This window comes from Citrobacter freundii complex sp. CFNIH4, assembly GCF_002934505.1.
GTDB lineage: Bacteria > Pseudomonadota > Gammaproteobacteria > Enterobacterales > Enterobacteriaceae > Citrobacter > Citrobacter freundii.
This window is the reverse complement of sequence record NZ_CP026231.1, coordinates 1184875-1203660: the sequence shown is the minus strand read 5'-3', so window position 1 is coordinate 1203660 and position 18786 is coordinate 1184875. Positions and strand designations below refer to the sequence as shown.

The 18786-nt window shown below is 48.4% G+C and carries 17 protein-coding genes and 2 pseudogenes; 9 read left to right on the top strand and 10 right to left on the bottom strand.

From position 1 onward, the window contains the following. The first annotated feature begins 6 nt into the window (after positions 1 to 6). The 3 genes from C2U41_RS06050 to C2U41_RS06040 all read left to right on the top strand — a co-directional run bounded on the left by C2U41_RS06050 (position 7) and on the right by C2U41_RS06040 (position 1525). The gene (locus C2U41_RS06050) at positions 7 to 120 is read left to right on the top strand and encodes a YceO family protein (RefSeq protein ID WP_003036148.1); all 114 of its coding nucleotides are present in this window, start codon (positions 7 to 9) and stop codon (positions 118 to 120) included. A gap of 261 nt (positions 121 to 381) precedes the next feature. Beyond that, positions 382 to 948, top strand: a complete 567-nt coding sequence (locus C2U41_RS06045) for a cytochrome b (protein WP_044700695.1) — start codon at positions 382 to 384, stop codon at positions 946 to 948. Position 949: 1 nt separating this feature from the next. Further along, the gene (locus tag C2U41_RS06040; protein WP_003832130.1) at positions 950 to 1525 is read left to right on the top strand and encodes a YceI family protein; all 576 of its coding nucleotides are present in this window, start codon (positions 950 to 952) and stop codon (positions 1523 to 1525) included. A 46-nt stretch (positions 1526 to 1571) separates the two neighbouring features. Here the strand turns inward: C2U41_RS06040 and trhO are convergent, their stop codons facing one another. Further along, the gene (gene trhO / locus C2U41_RS06035) at positions 1572 to 2624 is read right to left on the bottom strand and encodes an oxygen-dependent tRNA uridine(34) hydroxylase TrhO (RefSeq protein ID WP_044700698.1); all 1053 of its coding nucleotides are present in this window, start codon (positions 2622 to 2624) and stop codon (positions 1572 to 1574) included. Positions 2625 to 2844: 220 nt separating this feature from the next. On the opposite strand from trhO, the gene C2U41_RS06030 reads away from it, so the two are divergent. Together C2U41_RS06030 and mdtG are read left to right on the top strand one after the other, a co-directional pair. After that, positions 2845 to 3765, top strand: a complete 921-nt coding sequence (locus C2U41_RS06030; protein ID WP_003036136.1) for a Kdo(2)-lipid IV(A) acyltransferase — start codon at positions 2845 to 2847, stop codon at positions 3763 to 3765. 155 nt (positions 3766 to 3920) lie between these two features. Continuing rightward, complete coding sequence (mdtG, locus tag C2U41_RS06025) at positions 3921 to 5141, top strand: multidrug efflux MFS transporter MdtG (RefSeq protein ID WP_044711570.1); 1221 nt, start codon at positions 3921 to 3923, stop codon at positions 5139 to 5141. A 62-nt stretch (positions 5142 to 5203) separates the two neighbouring features. Here mdtG and C2U41_RS06020 read toward each other — a convergent pair whose 3' ends face one another. Next, positions 5204 to 6535 (bottom strand): sensor domain-containing diguanylate cyclase, encoded by a 1332-nt coding sequence (locus tag C2U41_RS06020; protein WP_174775158.1) that lies wholly within the window; start codon positions 6533 to 6535, stop codon positions 5204 to 5206. Between the two features lie 692 nt (positions 6536 to 7227). Between C2U41_RS06020 and C2U41_RS06015 the strand changes: the two genes are divergently transcribed. Next, positions 7228 to 7605 carry a MysB family protein gene (locus C2U41_RS06015; RefSeq protein WP_032936472.1) on the top strand — a complete coding sequence of 126 codons (378 nt, stop codon included), beginning with the start codon at positions 7228 to 7230 and terminating at the stop codon, positions 7603 to 7605. Here the strand turns inward: C2U41_RS06015 and C2U41_RS06010 are convergent, their stop codons facing one another. The 3 genes from C2U41_RS06010 to mdoG all read right to left on the bottom strand — a co-directional run bounded on the left by C2U41_RS06010 (position 7606) and on the right by mdoG (position 11966). Continuing rightward, positions 7606 to 7809 carry a YceK/YidQ family lipoprotein gene (locus tag C2U41_RS06010; RefSeq protein ID WP_003036125.1) on the bottom strand — a complete coding sequence of 68 codons (204 nt, stop codon included), beginning with the start codon at positions 7807 to 7809 and terminating at the stop codon, positions 7606 to 7608. Between the two features lie 100 nt (positions 7810 to 7909). Continuing rightward, positions 7910 to 10438 carry a glucans biosynthesis glucosyltransferase MdoH gene (gene mdoH / locus C2U41_RS06005; RefSeq protein ID WP_003036122.1) on the bottom strand — a complete coding sequence of 843 codons (2529 nt, stop codon included), beginning with the start codon at positions 10436 to 10438 and terminating at the stop codon, positions 7910 to 7912. Further along, positions 10431 to 11966 (bottom strand): glucans biosynthesis protein MdoG, encoded by a 1536-nt coding sequence (gene mdoG, locus C2U41_RS06000; RefSeq protein WP_103849079.1) that lies wholly within the window; start codon positions 11964 to 11966, stop codon positions 10431 to 10433. Before mdoG ends, mdoH begins: the two co-directional genes overlap by 8 nt. A gap of 271 nt (positions 11967 to 12237) precedes the next feature. Between mdoG and mdoC the strand changes: the two genes are divergently transcribed. After that, positions 12238 to 13398 carry a glucans biosynthesis protein MdoC gene (gene mdoC, locus C2U41_RS05995; protein WP_057063362.1) on the top strand — a complete coding sequence of 387 codons (1161 nt, stop codon included), beginning with the start codon at positions 12238 to 12240 and terminating at the stop codon, positions 13396 to 13398. 23 nt (positions 13399 to 13421) lie between these two features. Here mdoC and C2U41_RS05990 read toward each other — a convergent pair. The 5 genes and pseudogenes from C2U41_RS05990 to C2U41_RS05970 form a co-directional block, all read right to left on the bottom strand. Next, a pseudogene (locus tag C2U41_RS05990) lies at positions 13422 to 14657 on the bottom strand (phospholipase D family protein); the annotation flags it as partial. A gap of 256 nt (positions 14658 to 14913) precedes the next feature. Further along, a complete protein-coding gene (locus C2U41_RS05985; protein ID WP_000427614.1) occupies positions 14914 to 15918 on the bottom strand; it encodes an IS110-like element IS5075 family transposase in 1005 nt (334 codons plus the stop codon). Positions 15919 to 15972: 54 nt separating this feature from the next. Next, positions 15973 to 16239: pseudogene (locus tag C2U41_RS05980) on the bottom strand (phospholipase D family protein); the annotation flags it as partial. Beyond that, entirely contained in the window at positions 16172 to 16714 is a 543-nt protein-coding gene (gene ymdB / locus C2U41_RS05975; RefSeq protein ID WP_103849483.1) for an O-acetyl-ADP-ribose deacetylase, read from the bottom strand. The pseudogene C2U41_RS05980 and the gene ymdB, both read right to left, overlap by 68 nt. 100 nt (positions 16715 to 16814) lie before the next feature. Then, positions 16815 to 17135: a type 1 fimbrial protein gene (locus C2U41_RS05970; RefSeq protein WP_103849484.1), complete on the bottom strand. Its 321-nt coding sequence runs from the start codon at positions 17133 to 17135 to the stop codon at positions 16815 to 16817. 84 nt (positions 17136 to 17219) lie between these two features. Here C2U41_RS05970 and C2U41_RS05965 point away from each other — a divergent pair, with 84 nt between their 5' ends. Both C2U41_RS05965 and csgD read left to right on the top strand, forming a co-directional pair. Further along, on the top strand, positions 17220 to 18143 hold the full coding sequence (locus tag C2U41_RS05965) for an IS5-like element IS903B family transposase (protein WP_001118619.1): 924 nt from the start codon (positions 17220 to 17222) through the stop codon (positions 18141 to 18143). Positions 18144 to 18179: 36 nt separating this feature from the next. After that, positions 18180 to 18782, top strand: coding sequence for a biofilm master transcriptional regulator CsgD (gene csgD / locus C2U41_RS05960; RefSeq protein ID WP_103849150.1), 603 nt, complete (start codon positions 18180 to 18182; stop codon positions 18780 to 18782). The last annotated feature ends 4 nt before the right edge of the window (positions 18783 to 18786 follow it).

Sequence of the window (18786 nt, the reverse complement as noted above, 5' to 3'; positions counted from 1 at the left end):
ACGTCAATGCGCCGTATCTTTCACTATCTGGTTAATAATATTCGCGAGCATCTTATGCTCTACATTATTTTATGGTCGCTGCTGGCCATTATGGATGTAATATATATTATGTTTTTCTGATTCCTGCGCGCTGACAATAATTGACAAAAATTGAAATTAGCTTAATTTCATTGCAATAAACTGAACAATAATAAAAATCATAACTACCCATAAACCAAGCACTCCCACCTATTCTCACACTAATCCCTTGATGATTAATTCAATAATCAGTCAACTTTACTGAACAAAAAATAAATATCATCACCATTGTTATTTATTAGTTGCATTAATGTCTTATACACGCCATTTTCATTCACTTCTGAAATATAAATCGGTGTGCTTATGCAATTCAAAAATAGTTCACAGCGCTATGGCGTAGTGTCAGCCACATTACATTGGCTGGTTGCGATTGCTGTATATGGCATGTTCGCCTTGGGCTTATGGATGGTCACGCTTAGCTACTATGACGGCTGGTATCACCAGGCCCCTGAACTGCATAAAAGCATCGGCATCCTACTCATGATGGGACTGGTTATCCGCGTTATCTGGCGGTTGTTCTCCCCTCCGCCTGCTGCGTTGGCAAGCTACTCCCGTTTAACCCGCATCGCAGCGGCAATGGGTCACCTCGCTCTTTATTTGCTGCTCTTTTCAATTGTCATCAGCGGATATCTAATTTCCACCGCAGATGGCAAAGCGATAAGCGTCTTTGGTTGGTTCGACATTCCAGCCACCGTTGCCAACGCAGGTGCTCAGGCCGACCTCGCCGGTAGCTTGCACCTGTGGCTTGCGTGGACCGTGGTGATTTTATCCCTACTGCACGGACTGATGGCCCTGAAACATCACTTTATTGATAACGACGATACCCTCAATCGCATGTTGGGAAAATCGTCATCTGACTATGGAGCTTAAAATGAAAAAAAACCTGCTGGGACTTACACTCGCCTCTCTGTTATTCACCACCGGGTCGGCCGTGGCGGCAGATTACAAAATTGACAAGGAAGGACAGCATGCCTTTGTTAATTTCCGTATTCAGCATCTGGGTTACAGCTGGCTGTACGGCACATTTAAAGATTTCGACGGTACGTTTACCTTTGATGAGAAAAATCCCGCAGCCGATAAGGTTAACGTAACCATCAACACCAACAGTGTTGACACTAATCACGCCGAACGTGACAAGCATCTGCGCAGCGCAGATTTCCTTAACGTAGCGAAATTCCCGCAGGCGACCTTCAGCTCCACCAGCGTGAAGAAAGAAGGTAATGACCTGGATATCACCGGTAATTTAACCCTGAACGGCGTTACCAAACCGGTTACGCTGGACGCGAAGCTCATCGGCCAGGGCGGCGATCCTTGGGGCGGTACGCGCGCTGGTTTTGAAGCGCAAGGTAAGATTAAGCTGAAGGATTTCAACATTACCACCGATCTCGGTCCGGCGTCGCAGGAAGTCGATCTAATCATCTCAGTGGAAGGTGTGCAACAGAAGTAACGCATGAATGGCCGGATGGGGTTCAAGCCACCATCCGGCATAGCGACTATTGCGCAGGGTCTGGAATACCCAGTTTGGTATTCAGGTGACCACGTGATTTATTAAAGATTTTATTGCCATTTTCACGCCCAGCGCGACGACGCCGTTGTTCCTCTTCCGGCAACTCACTCTCTTCGCTACACAGCTCGCTACAGCAGCCATTATATTTCTGCGCACAAGCCGGGCACTGAATAAACAACAGATGGCAGCCATCATTTTTGCAATTAGTATGGCTATCGCACGCCGTGCCGCACTGATGGCAATGTGCGATAACATCTTCAGAGATTCTTTCGCCCATGCGCTCATCAAAGACAAAGTTTTTACCGATAAAACGCACCGGAAGTCCCTGCTCACGCGCCTTGCGGGCATACTCAATAATACCGCCCTCAATGTGCCAGACTTTGCTAAATCCATTGTGTTTCATCCAGGCGCTAGCTTTTTCACAGCGGATCCCACCCGTGCAGTACATCACGATTTTTTTATCTTTATGCGCCTGCATCATTTCAACAGCTTTCGGCAACTGATCGCGGAATGTGTCTGCCGGGATCTCCAGCGCATTCTCGAAGTGACCCACCTCATATTCATAATGGTTGCGCATATCAATGAATACCGCTTCAGGATCGTCAAGCATGGCATTCACCTCTGCTGCCTTGAGATAATCCCCCACGTTGCTGGCGTCAAAGTCTGGATCGTCAATACCATCCGCCACGATACGTTCACGGACTTTCATACGCAGTACCCAGAACGATTTACCGTCATCATCCAGCGCAATATTCAGACGTAAATCGTTCAATGCAGGATCAAACGCATAGAGTTGCTGGCGAAATGCCTCGACGTTGCTTTGCGGTACGCTGATTTGCGCGTTAATTCCTTCATGGGCAAGATATACTCGCCCGAAGACGTTCAATGCGGTGAACATCTGGTACAGTGCATCACGTGTGTGCTGAGGATTGGCAATGGTGAAATATTTATAGAATGAGATCGTCGTACGCGGCTCGGTCTCGGCCAGCATTTTGGCTTTGAGGGCGTCGTTCGAAATGCGGTTGTGTAACACTGGCATGGTGTACGTATCCTGCAAATAGGGAATAAATGAAAATCGGCGGCATAATAAAGCAAACATCGCCAATTTACATCCACACATTTTACGCTACATTTCATACTTCACTATAAAGTTGCAACAACAATTGCGGAATTAATCACCGTTCTCCCGTCACAAATTTTTGATACGCGCGAAAAAATGCGACAATACAGGGAATTGGTCGTTTGAAGACAGGATAGACATGACGAATTTACCCAAGTTTTCGGCTGCGTTACTGCATCCACGTTATTGGTTAACCTGGCTGGGTATTGGCATCCTTTGGTTAATCGTGCAGTTACCCTACCCCATCCTCTTTAAGTTGGGCTGTGCATTAGGTCGACTGGCGCTACGTTTGATGAAACGTCGGGCAAAAATTGTTTCCCGAAATCTGGAACTGTGCTTCCCGCAGATGAGTGAGCAGGAACGCCAGCAGATGGTCGTCAAGAACTTCGAATCCGTGGGCATGGGCGTAATGGAAACCGGGATGGCCTGGTTTTGGTCCGATAAGCGTATTTCACGCTGGACTGAAGTGATCGGGATGGAACATATCCGTGACGTTCAGGCGCAAAAACGCGGGATCCTGTTAGTGGGTCTGCACTTTCTGACTCTGGAACTGGGTGCGCGTCAGTTTGGTTTGCAGGAACCGGGTATTGGTGTGTATCGCCCTAACGACAACCCGCTTCTCGACTGGCTACAAACCTGGGGCCGTATGCGCTCGAATAAATCAATGCTCGATCGTAAAGACCTGAAAGGGATGATTAAAGCGTTGAAAAAGGGCGAAGTGGTCTGGTACGCGCCGGATCACGATTACGGCCCTCGTGCCAGTGTGTTTGTACCACTTTTTGCTGTTGAACAAGCCGCAACAACCTCTGGGACCTGGATGCTTTCACGCATGTCCAATGCCTGCCTGGTACCGTTTGTTCCTCGCCGCAAACCTGACGGTAAAGGGTATCAATTGATTATGCTGCCTCCGGAGTGTTCACCGCCTTTGGACGACGCAGAGACCACTGCTGCGTGGATGAACAAAATTGTTGAGCAATGCATCATGATGGCACCAGAGCAGTATATGTGGCTGCATCGTCGCTTCAAGACGCGCCCTGAAGGTTCTCCTTCCCTGTACTAAAACACTGTTGCAGTCCTGTGGGCTGCAACACCTTCCCTGCCTGCTTTAGGTTTAACTGCTATCCGCATTGCAGCAATTATCAACCAGGCGCATAATTAGCCTGCTTACTTATATTCAATCGATAGCGCAAACAGCGCGCCACAATGCGGAACGCTATGTCACCCTCAGATGCTCCCATAAACTGGAAACGCAACCTCACCGTTGCCTGGTTAGGTTGTTTTTTAACCGGCGCAGCATTTAGCCTGGTCATGCCTTTTTTGCCCCTTTACGTCGAGAGTCTCGGCGTCACGGGACATAGCGCATTGAATATGTGGTCAGGCCTGGTCTTCAGCATCACCTTTCTTTTTTCCGCCATCGCCTCTCCTTTCTGGGGTGGCCTTGCCGATCGCAAGGGGCGAAAAATCATGCTGCTACGGTCTGCATTGGGTATGGCTGTTGTGATGCTGCTGATGGGACTGGCGCAAAATATCTGGCAGTTCTTGATCCTGCGCGCCTTGTTGGGGCTGCTTGGTGGATTCATCCCCAATGCGAATGCACTGATCGCCACCCAGGTTCCACGCAATAAAAGCGGCTGGGCACTGGGAACGCTTTCCACCGGTGGTGTTAGTGGCGCACTGCTAGGGCCGCTAGCGGGCGGCCTCCTCGCGGATCAGTACGGACTGCGCCCCGTATTTTTCATCACCGCCAGCGTGCTGCTGGTCTGCTTCATCTTGACGCTATTTTTTATCCGCGAGCGATTCCAGCCAGTGAGCAAGAAGGAAATGCTGCACATTCGTGAAGTCGTGGCCTCTTTAAAGAACCCCAAACTGGTGCTGAGCCTGTTTGTCACCACTTTGATCATTCAGGTAGCCACCGGTTCTATCGCGCCAATACTGACACTGTACGTTCGAGAGTTGGCTGGCAACGTCGGCAATATTGCGTTTATCAGTGGGATGATAGCCTCAGTCCCCGGCGTTGCGGCATTAATCAGCGCCCCTAAACTTGGCAAATTAGGCGATCGGATTGGCCCGGAGAAGATCCTGATCGTCGCGCTGATCGTTTCCGTGTTACTGCTAATTCCAATGTCATTTGTCCAGACGCCCTGGCAGCTTGGTATTCTGCGCTTTTTATTGGGGGCGGCCGACGGCGCTCTGCTCCCGGCGGTACAAACGCTGCTGGTCTATAACTCGACTAATCAAATAGCTGGACGTATTTTCAGTTATAACCAGTCATTTCGCGACATTGGTAACGTAACAGGGCCTCTAATGGGGGCAGCGATATCCGCCAACTACGGTTTTCGTGCTGTATTCTGTGTGACCGCAGGAGTCGTACTGTTCAACGCCCTGTACTCGTGGAATAGCCTGCGCCGTCGTCGGAGTACAGAGGTCGTGGGATGATTTATATATTTATATTCTTAGGTTCAGAATAAAAATTATCTCACATGACATATATTTCAGTCTTAATGATAATAGTAACACACCTTATTTCTGCCAGAATTTTTGGCTTCATACAAAGCGGCATCAGCATATGAAACAACTTTATCCGCTGATTCATCATCAATTTTACTGCAATATACACCGATACTTATCGTCATTTTTTCTTTTAAATCATATGAATTTGGTATTGTCGTACCATTCTCGACATTTCGCCTAATTCGTTCTGCAACAACAATTGCCTCATCTTGATCGTTACACTTAAGAAGGATCGCAAATTCTTCGCCACCTACTCTGGCAAAAATATCCGTATCTCTGATTGATTTATTGATAATATCGACAATGCTGATTATTACTCTGTCACCTTCCTGATGACCGTAGGTATCGTTAATCCGTTTGAATTTATCAATATCCAGAACCATTACACACACTGCACCTTTTGCTAAGGATGATTTTAATGACTTATAGAATAATTTACGATTATATATTTTAGTCATTGCGTCTTTGATAGCTGAATCCGTTTCTTTTTTTAAGATGATGAAGGTGTTGTACATCAGTATTGAGATTATACACAGGGCACTTATCACCTCAATCCCCCGGCTAACATACCAAATATACATGCTATATTCATCCAGGCTCAGAAGTAGTACATTGGTCAATATTGCTGAGCAACACAGTAGCCCTATACTTTTCCACAAGATGTTGTGCGTTTTGGTTTTAATGATTAAATACAACAGGACCAGTCCCCAGGATACAATAAGCGAATAAATGTACCCAATATGCCAGTGCACCGTGACATTATCAGGCTTCAGGCTTGTTATCTCGAGTGTAAAATTAGGGTTGTAACTGGCCAGAGTGTGCGCCATCACCGCGATCACTAGCATAATTAAAAATGACAGAACGATATAGCAAGGTTCTCTTTCTTTGGTTTCAATAACTGTCGATGATATTTTATAAGATTTCAATGAAACAAATAGCAGAGCGATGAAACTAATCTGCCGAAAGTAATAGAATATAGCTATATCGTTAGTTCTTTTTTCGATTGATGCATGATCATTAATCAAGTCCTGAACGATGTAGATAGTCTCGACGAAAAATATGTTATTGCCAAGAAACGCCATGCCTAATATCATAAGGCAGGTGAGATCTTTTCTACAAAGATACTGAAATAACATAAACAGGAAAATTATTCCATATAAAAAGAACAACCCTACAATTATAATCAGATATACAGTTTGTGGGACACTTTGCATCGTTAATTTAAATTGTGTAAGACACAAACCACCAAGAACATAGCTAGCCAAACAGATTATATAGAAAGCCATTAACCTTCCATTATTTGAATTATAGTTATCCATAACAACCTTAAGGTAATTCTTAATTTTGCATTTTATATAATAAAGCATAAGATTTTGCAAACTATTATACCCGCACAATTTCAATAACATTAATTCATTTCTTATTTAATGGTTTCTTATAGATTTATAACCTTTGTCATTAATAATATTTTATTATGTATACTATTTTAGTATCACTCACACCATTCACAACCTCTATACACAAAAGACACTTTGTCACTTCCAGAGACACCACTAAGTTTAGCCACTTTCATTGATTACCTCTGCAACACTTCCGTATTGGGCATTAATTTTCTCCTTTACTTTGATTGAGTTATGCAATATTAATTCATAAGCGCTCGCATCCCCCCTCTAAAACACATAAAAAATGGTGTTTAAAACTGAAGATTTTCTAATATAACGCCAGATTTTATTTATTTGATTTTCATTACTGCATTGCAAACCACATACATTACTATTTTTTCTTGAATTTTTTTCCTGATATTACGTAGGCTTCAGTATCTGCCAATGTAAATTTTTTCATAAACTACCGAAGTTACTTTCACCTGCTCTCGTTGGCATTGCAGGCAGTAATCATCTGATTGAGTTAGCCACGCAGCTAACGGGTTTGACGCTCTGCGGATCGCCGTCTATAGATTGAATCATCCCCCTTTATTGTTCGCCTTAGGAGAAGAAATATGGCAAAGAATGACATGAATTTTTATGCCACGTTGGAAGAGGCTATTGATGCGGCTCGTGAAGTGTTTCTGGCTGATAACCCTGACCTTGAGTCAGACGATGCCAGCGTTCAACAGCTAAGCATCCAAAAATACGTGCTACAGGATGGCGACATTATGTGGCAGGCGGAATTCTTTGCTGACGAGGATGATGTAGATGGTGAATGTCTACCAATGCTGAGCGGAGAAGCGGCTCAGAGCGTTTTTGATGGCGACTATGATGAAATTGAAATTCGCCAGGAGTGGCAGGAAGAAAATACGCTTCACGAATGGGATGAAGGTGAATTCCAGCTGGAACCTCCCCTTGATACCGAAGAGGGGCAGACCGCAGCCGATGAATGGGATGAGCGATAATTACTCGTAAGGTCCATGATGTATGTCGAGCGGTAGCAGCAACGTATCAAACACCAGCGAAAATGGCAGATCGAGGATCGTGACGTAGCGCCATGCCGAGTCCCGAACATCCCATTGCACGCCAGGATAGTATTGATTTCCGTGTCCTTGCCCTGGGATGGTACGACTAATAATGCTGCCGCATCCGCTCAGGAAGAAGATCATTATTCCTACAGCCAATATTCGCACCTGCTACCTCACGACTCATTCTATTCAATATAAAAAAATACCGGCACCAGGCCGGTATTTTCACGTTACAGAACGCTTATTTTTTCCTGAGCGCCAACGGGTTCAGAGTCAACCCCTGATAGTAGTTCACCCACGAAGAATACTTATCAGGTGAATTCCAGACGCGATAATGTAAACGTGCCATGGTCACCGGATCGCTCAACAATACAAGGCGGCGATCGCGATTCAGTTTCTCCGGCGTTTCGTTCAGCGCCTGCTCCACATGGCGATCGCGTGCAATCTCCAGCACGTTGCTGGCGCGGTGGCGAGCAGTCGCCATGGCCGTGGCCAGTGCGTTAAACGACGGGTTAAACACCGCATGCATAAAGCCATCGTCCAGCGTACGTTTACGGTTCATCACCAGATAAGTATCGGTATCCACCAGCACCTGCGGCGGGGAATACTCTTCCGGGATCAGGAACAGCTTCCAGCGCTTGGTACGTAACCCCACCGTGGAACGACTGGAAATCACGGAAACAAACGGCGACAGGATCAGCGAGAAGACAATCGGTGCCAGCCAGAACAGGAAACGCAGATCCAGCCAGGCCATACCCACAGCCCACACCAGCCCCAACAGTAACTGAGAACCGTGACGCATAAACGCTTCACCCCATGGGGTGGAATCGTCATCGCGCTGCGGCGAATTCCACACCACTTCCCAACCGAGGAAAGCGCTCACGACGAAGACGGTATGGAACAGCATGCGCACCGGTGCCAGCAGCACGGAGAACAGAACCTCCAGCAGCAGCGACAGCGTAACGCGGATGAACCCACCGTACTCTTTCGTCCCTTTACACCAGATGAGCAAAATACTCAGCAACTTCGGCAGGAACAACAGCACCATCGTTGAAGCAAACAGCGCGATCGCCAGTTCAGGTCGCCATTGCGGCCATACCGGGAATAGCTGACGCGGTTGCAGGAAGTACTGCGGTTCCGTCAACGCATGTACCACCTGCAATGCGGTAGAGAGCGCGAGGAACATAAACCACAGCGGCGCGGACAGATAGGACATCACACCAGTCAGGAACACCGCACGGTGAACCGGGTGCATCCCCTTAACCAGGAACAGACGGAAGTTCATCAGGTTGCCGTGGCACCAGCGACGGTCACGCTTGAGTTCATCCAGCAGGTTCGGCGGTAGCTCTTCATAAGAGCCCGGTAGATCGTAGGCAATCCACACGCCCCAGCCAGCGCGACGCATCAAGGCCGCTTCCACGAAGTCATGGGAGAGAATCGATCCCGCAAACGAACCTTCGCCCGGTAACGGCGCGAGCGCACAGTGCTCGATAAACGGCTTCACGCGGATAATTGCGTTGTGGCCCCAGTAGTGCGATTCGCCTAACTGCCAGAAGTGAAGCCCGGCGGTAAACAGCGGCCCATAAACACGGGTCGCAAACTGTTGGCAGCGCGCATACAGCGTATCCATACCGGAAGCCTTCGGTGAAGACTGGATAATCCCGGCATTCGGATTCGCTTCCATCAGGCGCACCAGGCCGCTCAGACAGTCACCGCTCATCACTGAGTCCGCATCCAGCACAACCATGTAGCTGTACTGATTTCCCCAGCGACGGCAGAAGTCATCAATGTTGCCGCTTTTACGCTTCACGCGACGACGACGACGGCGGTAGAAAATCTGTCCTTCGCCCTGCACTTCGGCAATCAGCTCCATCCACGCTTTTTGTTCTGCCACGCAGATATCTGGATTGTAGCTGTCGCTCAGAATGTAAACATCGAAATGCTCAGCGTTGCCCGTTGCTTTGACCGACTCCCACGTGGCGCGAAGTCCCGCGAATACGCGATCAACGTCCTCGTTACAGATAGGCATAATCAACGCCGTACGGTGTTCAGGATTCAACGGTTCATCCCCGACCGTTGAGGCCGAGATACTGTACTTATCCCGTCCAATCAGCAATTGCAGGAAGCCCATCAGCGCGGTCCAGAACCCCGCTGATACCCAACAGAAAAGTACGGCAAACAAAATAAGAATGCCGGTCTGGAGCATGTAGGGCAGCAGTTGCATAAAGGAGACCCACAAATCCTGCCCCATCATGTCTGCAGGATTAATGAATGCCCACCCCTGATAAGGAAGGATCGTCTTCATATACCAAGTTGCAACGACCGTTTGCGCCAGCGTTAAGATCAACAGCGTATAGCGGCGGATGGTGCCTACGGTACGCCATTTTTGCTCGCTCTCTTGTTCTTCTTTCGTCAAACGCGAAAGATAACGCGGAGTCACATCGCGCCCACGCAGACGATCCCAAAAACGGCCAACCGGGTTGGTACGCCAGGGATCGGGGAACATAGAGGTACGCGTTGCTTTTGGCATCGCCTGTAGCTGATCGCGCCCCTCATCGTCCTTAACCAACTGCTCTTTAGCCAGAGAATCCGGCCATGCTTGCTCAAGACGAGCTTTTACAGAACCCTGCGGTGAATCATCTTCGCGCGAGTACGTACGATGCTCAGCATCCAGCGCCTGATGAACGGCGCGGATGTCAGTTTTCGGCAGTGCCGCTTTTTCGATATCCGAAAGCGGCATTGCGTCAATATACTCAGTTGTCTTATTCATTGGCAGGTAACTGGTAGCTCCAGGTTTCACTCAGCGTCTGATCGGCATTGACCAGGGCAGCACGCATTTCAGTGGTTTTCTTCACGTCTTTCACTTTCACGCGCAATACCAAACGCCAACCTTTAGTAACCGGGTTGTAGCGCACGGTGTTTTCAACGATTTCACCGTTGTCACCAATACTGGTTTGTGCGGTAACCGGCGTATCCTGCGGCAGCTTTTTCATATCGGTGCCGGAAAAGTCCACCACAAACGCGATGGTACCGTCAGGCTGACGAATGAGATTGGACTGTTTAACATCACCGGTAGAACGACGTGTCTGCTGTACCCAGGCGTTATCAGGCGCATGAAGCTTGTCTTCATCACGCGTGAACGTCAGGGTATATTTAAAGTTCATTTCTTTACCGGCTTCAGGCAGCTGATCCGGGGTCCAGTACGCAACGATGTTATCGTTCGTTTCATCGTTAGTTGGAATTTCAACTAACTCAATCTTACCTTTGCCCCAATCGCCTTTTGGCGTGATCCAGGCGCTCGGGCGCAGATCGTAACGATCGTCGATGTCTTCAAAACGCGAGAACTGACGGCCACGCTGCAACAGACCGAAACCTTGCGGATTTTCCATAGCAAAGCTGCTCACCGCGAGATGTTTCGGGTTATTCAGCGGACGCCAAATCCATTCGCCGTTGCCAGCGTGGATGGACAAACCGTTAGAGTCATGCAGTTCTGGACGATAGTTAGTCGTCAGAGAAGGCTGGTTAGGTCCATACAGGAACATACTGGTTAACGGTGCCACGCCAAGTTTGCCCACTTTGTCGCGCAGATAAACTTTGGACTGAACATCGACTACCGTGTCACGACCAGGAATGATGACAAAGCGATACGCTCCGGTTGCACGCGGAGAATCCAGTAAGGCATAAATGGTTAAACGTTTATCAGTTGGTTTCGGACGCTCGATCCAAAACTCACGAAAGCGGGGAAATTCTTCACCAGAAGGCAGAGCGGTATCAATCGCGAGACCGCGCGCAGAAAGGCCGTAGACCTGGCCTGCACCCAGAACACGGAAATAGCTGGCACCGAGCATGCTGACGATTTCGTCGTTTTTATCTTTGCTGTTGATCGGATACAGCACTTTGAACCCGGCGAAACCGAGATCTTTTACCGTGTCTTTATCATGCTGAACATCGCCGAAATTAAAGTAATCCGGGCTGTATTTGATTCTTTTCACCGCAGTAGCGGTCACTTCGTTGATTTTGACCGGCGTGTCGAAGTACATACCCTGGTGGTAGAACTCGAGCTTAAATGGGGTCTTGAGATTGCTCCAGTAGGCTTTATCGCGATTAAACTGGATCTGCTGATAATCCGCATATTTCATGTCGCGGAAAACGGAGGGCAAGTTACTTTTTGGCGCCTCATAGCCTTTATCGGCTAAGGATTGAGCTTGTTTTGCAACATCATCAATGCTGAATGCCCAGCTTGATGATGTGTACAGCGTTAACATGACTGCTGCACCCAACCAACGCATTTTCATCATTTGTAGTTTATGTTTCATAATTAGTAAGCACTTCCCCCTTTGTGTGCTTATATTGATCCGATCCATTTTAATGGATAATCGGGTATTCCGACAACTGAATCCCTGTATTGTTCGCGCGCTGGCTCATGGTTTAAGCAGGTTCGTCTGCCTGTTTTCACTTTGCGTGCTTATCCTGGAGACAGGTTGTTAGACTTCGTGTAGGGTTGCCCTCGAATGTAACCATTATTCGTCTTAGGGATAAGACGAAAAGTCTGAGAATACATAACTGTCTATGAGCTCTGTATCACCACCACGCGAATATTTTCTTGACTCCATCCGTGCCTGGCTAATGTTGTTAGGGATCCCGTTTCATATTTCATTGATCTACTCCACCCACACATGGCACGTGAACAGCGCAGAACCATCGTGGTGGTTGACCTTGTTCAATGACTTTATCCATGCTTTTCGCATGCAAGTCTTCTTTGTCATTTCGGGTTATTTTTCCTACATGCTATTTCTACGCTATCCGTTAAAGCGCTGGTGGAAAGTGCGTGTAGAACGCGTGGGGATCCCTATGCTGACCGCGATTCCGCTGCTTACGCTGCCGCAATTTATCATGCTGCAATACGTGAAAGGCAAAGCAGACAGCTGGCATACCCTCAGCGGCTACGATAAATACAACGCGCTGGCCTGGGAGCTGATTTCCCATCTGTGGTTTTTACTGGTTCTCGTGGTGCTAACGACCCTGAGCATGTGGGTGTTTACCCAGATGAAACACAGATTGACGCAAAGCGACGTCGGCAGCGCGCCTGCGGTGTCAATGACGAAGTTAACGCTGATTTTTGCAGTGCTGGGTTTCGGTTATGCCGCCGTCAGAAGGACGATTTTCATCCTCTACCCTTCGATTCTCAGCGATGGCATGTTTAATTTTATCGTTATGCAAACGTTGTTTTATGTGCCTTTCTTTATGCTCGGTGCGCTGGCGTTTATCAATCCTAATCTGAAAGCGCTGTTTACCACGCCATCGCGCGGCTGCACGCTGGGCGCCGCATGCACATTTGTCGCATACCTGCTCAATCAACGTTACGGCAACGGCGATGCCTGGATGTATGAAACCGAATATGTTATTACCATGGTCATGGGCCTGTGGATGGTGAACGTCGTCTTTTCACTTGGTCACCGTTTGCTGAATTTCCAGTCAGCCCGCGTAACCTATTTTGTCAACGCATCTCTGTTTATCTATCTGGTGCATCATCCGTTAACGCTGTTTTTTGGCGCTTACATCACACCGCATATCAAGTCGAATTTGCTGGGCTTTCTCTGCGGTCTACTGTTTGTAGTCGGGATTGCGGTAATACTGTACGAAATCCATTTACGGATCCCGGTGCTGAAGTTTCTCTTTTCGGGTAAACCACCCGTCAGGCAGGATAAAAACAAGGCCGTGGCCGGTTAGTTTTCCGCCAATCATTGTGTGGTTCAGAGCAACCACTCAATGGGTAACACGGACGCCAGCTTTACCAGAACCCGCTTCCAGAATCCTGTGGCGGGTTCTTTTTTCAGTACCTGTTCACTGCCAGAAAGTCTGTCGACCCAATTGATTCTTCCCCACCGATCAAGACGTAGTTGCCAAGCCATTTCACGCTGGCTTTGCATAAAACGTTTATGAATCAACTCGGCCAGTACTTCACTCTCAATCACAAACCCCATTTCCGTATTGAGCAGCGTTGAACGGGGATCAAAATTAAGCGAGCCGATAAACACTTTACAACCGTCAATGCTGAAGGTTTTCGCATGCAGGCTGGAGCCTGAATTACCGGTTAATCCCCGGTCATGTACTGCTGAAACGCGATCGCGAGTTGGTTTGAGCTCGTATAACTCCACACCGTAGCGCAAGAGCTTTTTTCGCCAGCGTGCATAGCCTGCGTGAACGACTGCGACATCATTCGCCGCCAGAGAATTAGTTAAAATCGCGATCTTAACGCCTTTTCTCACCAGTCTCAGGAGCTGCGCCACACCGGCGCGAGTTGGTACAAAGTAGGCGGAAATAATATCAATACGCTCGGTGGGAGATCCCATCACGTCAAACAAACGCTGCGGTAATAGTGAGTGGCGCGGCGCTTTCCCCTCTCCTTTTGCGGGATCATCACTCAGCAAGCGCGTTCTCGCCCAAATCAGCGGTAGCGACCTCTGATCGAGGTGGGTCATAAACTGGCTGGTTTCCAGCTTATGTAGATAGCGACGCGTGATGTCATCGTTATACCAGGATTCTGGAAGTTCGATTTTTTGCGTTGAAGCTGGCTCAGCCACCTCAAGTACGTTTTGCAATGTTGAAACCGAGCGGCAGTGCCAGTAACGCTCGAAGTCGTCAGCAACATCCTGGACCACCGGCCCGATAGCCATAACATCCAGATCGGAAAACAGCGGTTGTTCGCCTGTGCCAAAATAGGCATCGCCGATATTTCGCCCGCCCACGAGAGTTACGACGCCGTCAGCGGTATAACTTTTATTGTGCATACGTCGATTCAACCGGGCAAAATCGGTTAAATAGCCTAGTGCACGCAGGATACGAAAGGAAAAGGGATTAAACAGACGGATTTCTATATTAGGGTGATTGTCCAGCAAGCGCAGCGTGTCATCCAGACCTGGCGTGTTGTTATCATCCAGCAACAAACGCACCCGGACGCCCCGCTTCGCCGCGGCCAGCAAAACGGAATCTATGGTCACTCCCGTTTTTGCAACACCGATTTTGACGACAAGTTGGCTTGCTTGAATCTATCCGGCGTCTGAATGGGATTTTATTCCCGCGCCTCGATGAGTTCCGCGCCTGATGAACCTCCAGAAAATATACGGCTTCAATGAGCCTTTCCGTTTTACAGGTTCCTCAACAGGCCGGTGGGCCGTTAGTATCATCAATATCAGTATTCGCAAAACCAGATGAATGATTGTTTAAACTGGTGTATTTCTGCCTTTATGCTTCGTAAGTTTGCTGTCGCGCCGTCAGTGCCCAGGCTATTCTGGCCAGCTTGTTTGCCAGAGCACAGGTGACGACAAAGTTGCTTTTCCGACACAACAACTCCCTGACCCAGTCGGCCAACTTGCCAGACTGGTGTTCCAGTTTTTGTATGAATACCCTGGCACACTGAACCAACAAAGTTCGGATCTTTTTGTTGCCCCGCTTGCTAATCCCTAACAATGTCGTCCGACCTCCCGTGCTGTACTGTCGGGGTACCAGCCCTGTTGCCGCCGCAAAGTCACGGCTGCTGGCGTACTGCTTCCCGTCGCCAATCTCAGTTGAAATAGTACTGGCAGTCAGCGTTCCAACGCAGGGAATACTCAGCAAGCGCTGTCCAACCTCATCTTCGTCCAACTTTCGTTTCAACTGAGATTCCAGATCTTTAATCTGCTCAACAAGATAGTGATAATGCTGTTGTAATTTCAGCAGTAACTGGCTGAGATAAAGAGGCAAACTACTGTCCTCAAGAAGGGTACTCAGTCGACTAATAACGGCAGCACCTCGCGGAACGCTGATACCAAATTCCAGCAGAAAAGCATGCATCTGATTAGTTGTTTTCACCTTATCCTGAACCAGGGATTCACGGACACGATGCAGAGCTCGCATTGCCTGCTGAGATTCGGTTCTGGGCTGCACGAAACGCATAGATGGACGTGATGCTGCTTCACAGATAGCTTCAGCATCAACGAAGTCATTTTTGTTGCTTTTAACGAATGGGCGGACAAATTGCGGTGATATCAGCTTTGGAAAATGCCCTAACTCTGCCAGCTTGCGTGCCATAAAGTGAGAACCGCCACAGGCTTCCATCGCGATGGTTGTTGCCGGGCATGTCGCCAGAAATTCGATTAGCTTTGGTCGGGTGAATTTTTTACGGTAAACGGCCTTCCCACGATGATCCTGACAATGAATATGGAAAGAGTTCTTACCCAGATCGATACCAATAAGCGCAATGTTTTCCATGATGGTTCTCCGAATGAAAGCCTGTCCTCAGCATAGTACTGGGAAGGAGGGAGTGACCATCTCATTAAATAGTAATAGCCCGGACATGTCGCTTTCCCAGATGTAATACTGAACATCCAGGGTACGTTCCGCCATTTCCGTCAACCGATAGCGAGCAGCAAATGCATCCAGGCTGTCATCCAACGTCAGAATGCCGCATTCTCCCGGGTGGTTTTCACAAAGTGGCGTGATGGCACGCTCAAGTCGCGTCATATCAGTCCGTGCGTTCATCGCCTTGCTGGGTAAGTAATCTCTTGTATAGCCGAGCGTTTTCTTCATCAAAGCACACGAAGTATATTTGATCGGGAAGCGCACGTCGGGTGATAAATTTCAACACCGTTTTCACCGCGATCTCTGCCGCTGCAGCGCGGGGATAACCATAAGCCCCGGTGCTAATCGCCGGAAAAGCAATGGACTGATAGCCATTGGCTAAGGCCAGTTGCAAGCTATTAAAGTAAGCCTCTTCGAGGCGTTCAGCTTCATGATGATCGCCTCCCTGCCATACGGGCCCCACGGTGTGGATTACTGCCCTGGCGGGCAAGTTTCCCGCCAGGGTGATAACCGCATGACCGGTTGGGCATTCGCCCTGTTGCTGGATAACCTGTTTGCAGGCCGCCAGCAACTCAGGCCCTGCAGCGCGATGAATCGCTCCATCGACGCCACCTCCGCCCAATAGCGATGGATTCGCCGCATTGACAATCACATCAACAGCGATCGTCGTAATATCGCCATGTAACACATGAACACGTGATTGCATAAGTTCCCCCTGACCAAACACTATTTGTTAAGTGTACAGCAGGGTTTTCCCGGAAATCTCACTTTTTAACCAAACGTGTGCATATGTACGCCGGAATGATTCATTTATATTCAATGTTAAGAATTGCCATGTTTTTCTGTTCATTGAGATAGTGCATTTTGACTGTGGCAATTTGCTGCACATTTTGAGGGGAAGTCGCGACCTGTTGCTGATTGTAGAGACTATTACGGGTGGTGCCGTCGCGCATACATGACAATTCAATTTGCTGCTGCCGAGCGTTAACATCGCAAGGTGATTCAACTATTGCACCGCGAAAATGAATAACCCCGCCGGTTGAGATTTGTTGCGCCATTGCGGGGAGGGTAAAAAGAGAAATACTGCACAAGCTGATACTTAAAAAACGCTTTAATAATGTACACATAAGGGTTGGCTTTGTTGAATAAATCGAACTTTTGCTGAGTTGAAGGATCAGATCACGTATCTTCCCGACAACGCAGACCGTTCCGTGGCAAAGCAAAAGTTCAAAATCACCAACTGGCCCACCTACAATAAAGCCCTCATCAACCGTGGCTCCATAACTTTCTGGCTGGATGATGAAGCTATTCAGGCCTGGTATGAGTCAGCAACACCTTCTTCACGAGGCAGACCTCAGCGCTATTCTGACCTTGCCATCACGACTGTGCTGGTCATTAAACGCGTATTCAGGCTGACCCTGCGCGCTGCGCAGGGCTTTATTGATTCCATTTTTTCTCTGATGAACGTTCCGCTACGCTGCCCGGATTACAGCTGTGTCAGCAGGCGGGCAAAGTCGGTTAATGTCAGTTTCAAAACGCCCACCCGGGGTGAAATCGCACACCTGGTAATTGATTCCACCGGGCTGAAGGTCTTCGGTGAAGGCGAGTGGAAAGTCAAAAAGCATGGCCAGGAACGCCGCCGTATCTGGCGTAAGCTGCATCTCGCCGTTGACAGTAAAACACATGAAATCATCTGCGCTGACCTGTCGCTGAACAACGTTACGGACTCAGAGGCCTTCCCCGGGTTAATCCGGCAAACCCACCGGAAAATCAGGTCAGCCGCCGCCGATGGCGCTTACGATACCCGGCTATGTCACGATGAACTGCGGCGTAAGAAAATCAGCGCGCTTATCCCTCCCCGAAAAGGTGCGGGTTACTGGCCCGGTGAATATGCAGACCGTAACCGTGCAGTGGCTAATCAGCGAATGACCGGGAGTAATGCGCGGTGGAAATGGACAACAGATTACAACCGTCGCTCGATAGCGGAAACGGCGATGTACCGGGTAAAACAGCTGTTCGGGGGTTCACTGACACTGCGTGACTACGATGGTCAGGTTGCAGAGGCTATGGCCCTGGTACGAGCGCTGAACAAAATGACGAAAGCAGGTATGCCTGAAAGCGTGCGTATTGCCTGAAAACACAACCCGCTACGGGGGAGACTTACCCGAAATCTGATTTATTCAACAAAGCCAACTGCGTTATTACAGCATTTAAAACAATCGCTGGCGTTAACCGGAAAACTACATAATATTCAACGTTCTCTGGATGATATTTCCTCCAGCTGCATTGTTCTACTGGACATGATGGAGGCAGACAAAAAACTGATCCATTACTGGCAAGATAATTTGAGCAGAAAAAACAACAATATAAAGACGTTATTGTTGAATACCCCAGATGATTATCCTTATCGGGATATTGAAAACTGGCCGCATATCAATGGCGTATTCTACGCAACGGAAGATGAGCAGCGTGTCGTCAGCGGATTGCAAGGTGTGTTGCGTGGCGAATGCTACTTTTCACAAAAGCTCGCCAGCTACCTGATCACGCATTCCGGGAACTACCGCTATAACAGCACGGAGTCGGCATTACTTACGCACCGTGAAAAAGAGATCCTTAATAAACTGCGTATTGGCGCCTCAAATATTGAAATCGCGCGTTCACTATTTATTAGTGAAAATACGGTTAAAACACATCTTTATAATCTTTTCAAAAAGATAGCTGTCAAAAATCGTACGCAGGCGGTCTCGTGGGCCAATGATAACCTCAGGCGATAAAGCC

Excerpts from the sequence above, each read along its gene's own strand:
- C2U41_RS06050 (WP_003036148.1), top strand. The coding sequence starts at position 7 with ATGCGCCGTATCTTTCACTATCTGGTTAATAATATTCGCGAGCATCTT.
- C2U41_RS06045 (WP_044700695.1), top strand. The coding sequence starts at position 382 with ATGCAATTCAAAAATAGTTCACAGCGCTATGGCGTAGTGTCAGCCACA.
- C2U41_RS06040 (WP_003832130.1), top strand. The coding sequence starts at position 950 with ATGAAAAAAAACCTGCTGGGACTTACACTCGCCTCTCTGTTATTCACC.
- trhO (WP_044700698.1), bottom strand. The coding sequence starts at position 2,624 with ATGCCAGTGTTACACAACCGCATTTCGAACGACGCCCTCAAAGCCAAA.
- C2U41_RS06030 (WP_003036136.1), top strand. The coding sequence starts at position 2,845 with ATGACGAATTTACCCAAGTTTTCGGCTGCGTTACTGCATCCACGTTAT.
- mdtG (WP_044711570.1), top strand. The coding sequence starts at position 3,921 with ATGTCACCCTCAGATGCTCCCATAAACTGGAAACGCAACCTCACCGTT.
- C2U41_RS06020 (WP_174775158.1), bottom strand. The coding sequence starts at position 6,535 with ATGGATAACTATAATTCAAATAATGGAAGGTTAATGGCTTTCTATATA.
- C2U41_RS06015 (WP_032936472.1), top strand. The coding sequence starts at position 7,228 with ATGAATTTTTATGCCACGTTGGAAGAGGCTATTGATGCGGCTCGTGAA.
- C2U41_RS06010 (WP_003036125.1), bottom strand. The coding sequence starts at position 7,809 with ATGATCTTCTTCCTGAGCGGATGCGGCAGCATTATTAGTCGTACCATC.
- mdoH (WP_003036122.1), bottom strand. The coding sequence starts at position 10,438 with ATGAATAAGACAACTGAGTATATTGACGCAATGCCGCTTTCGGATATC.
- mdoG (WP_103849079.1), bottom strand. The coding sequence starts at position 11,966 with ATGATGAAAATGCGTTGGTTGGGTGCAGCAGTCATGTTAACGCTGTAC.
- mdoC (WP_057063362.1), top strand. The coding sequence starts at position 12,238 with ATGAGCTCTGTATCACCACCACGCGAATATTTTCTTGACTCCATCCGT.
- C2U41_RS05985 (WP_000427614.1), bottom strand. The coding sequence starts at position 15,918 with ATGGAAAACATTGCGCTTATTGGTATCGATCTGGGTAAGAACTCTTTC.
- ymdB (WP_103849483.1), bottom strand. The coding sequence starts at position 16,714 with ATGCAATCACGTGTTCATGTGTTACATGGCGATATTACGACGATCGCT.
- C2U41_RS05970 (WP_103849484.1), bottom strand. The coding sequence starts at position 17,135 with ATGTGTACATTATTAAAGCGTTTTTTAAGTATCAGCTTGTGCAGTATT.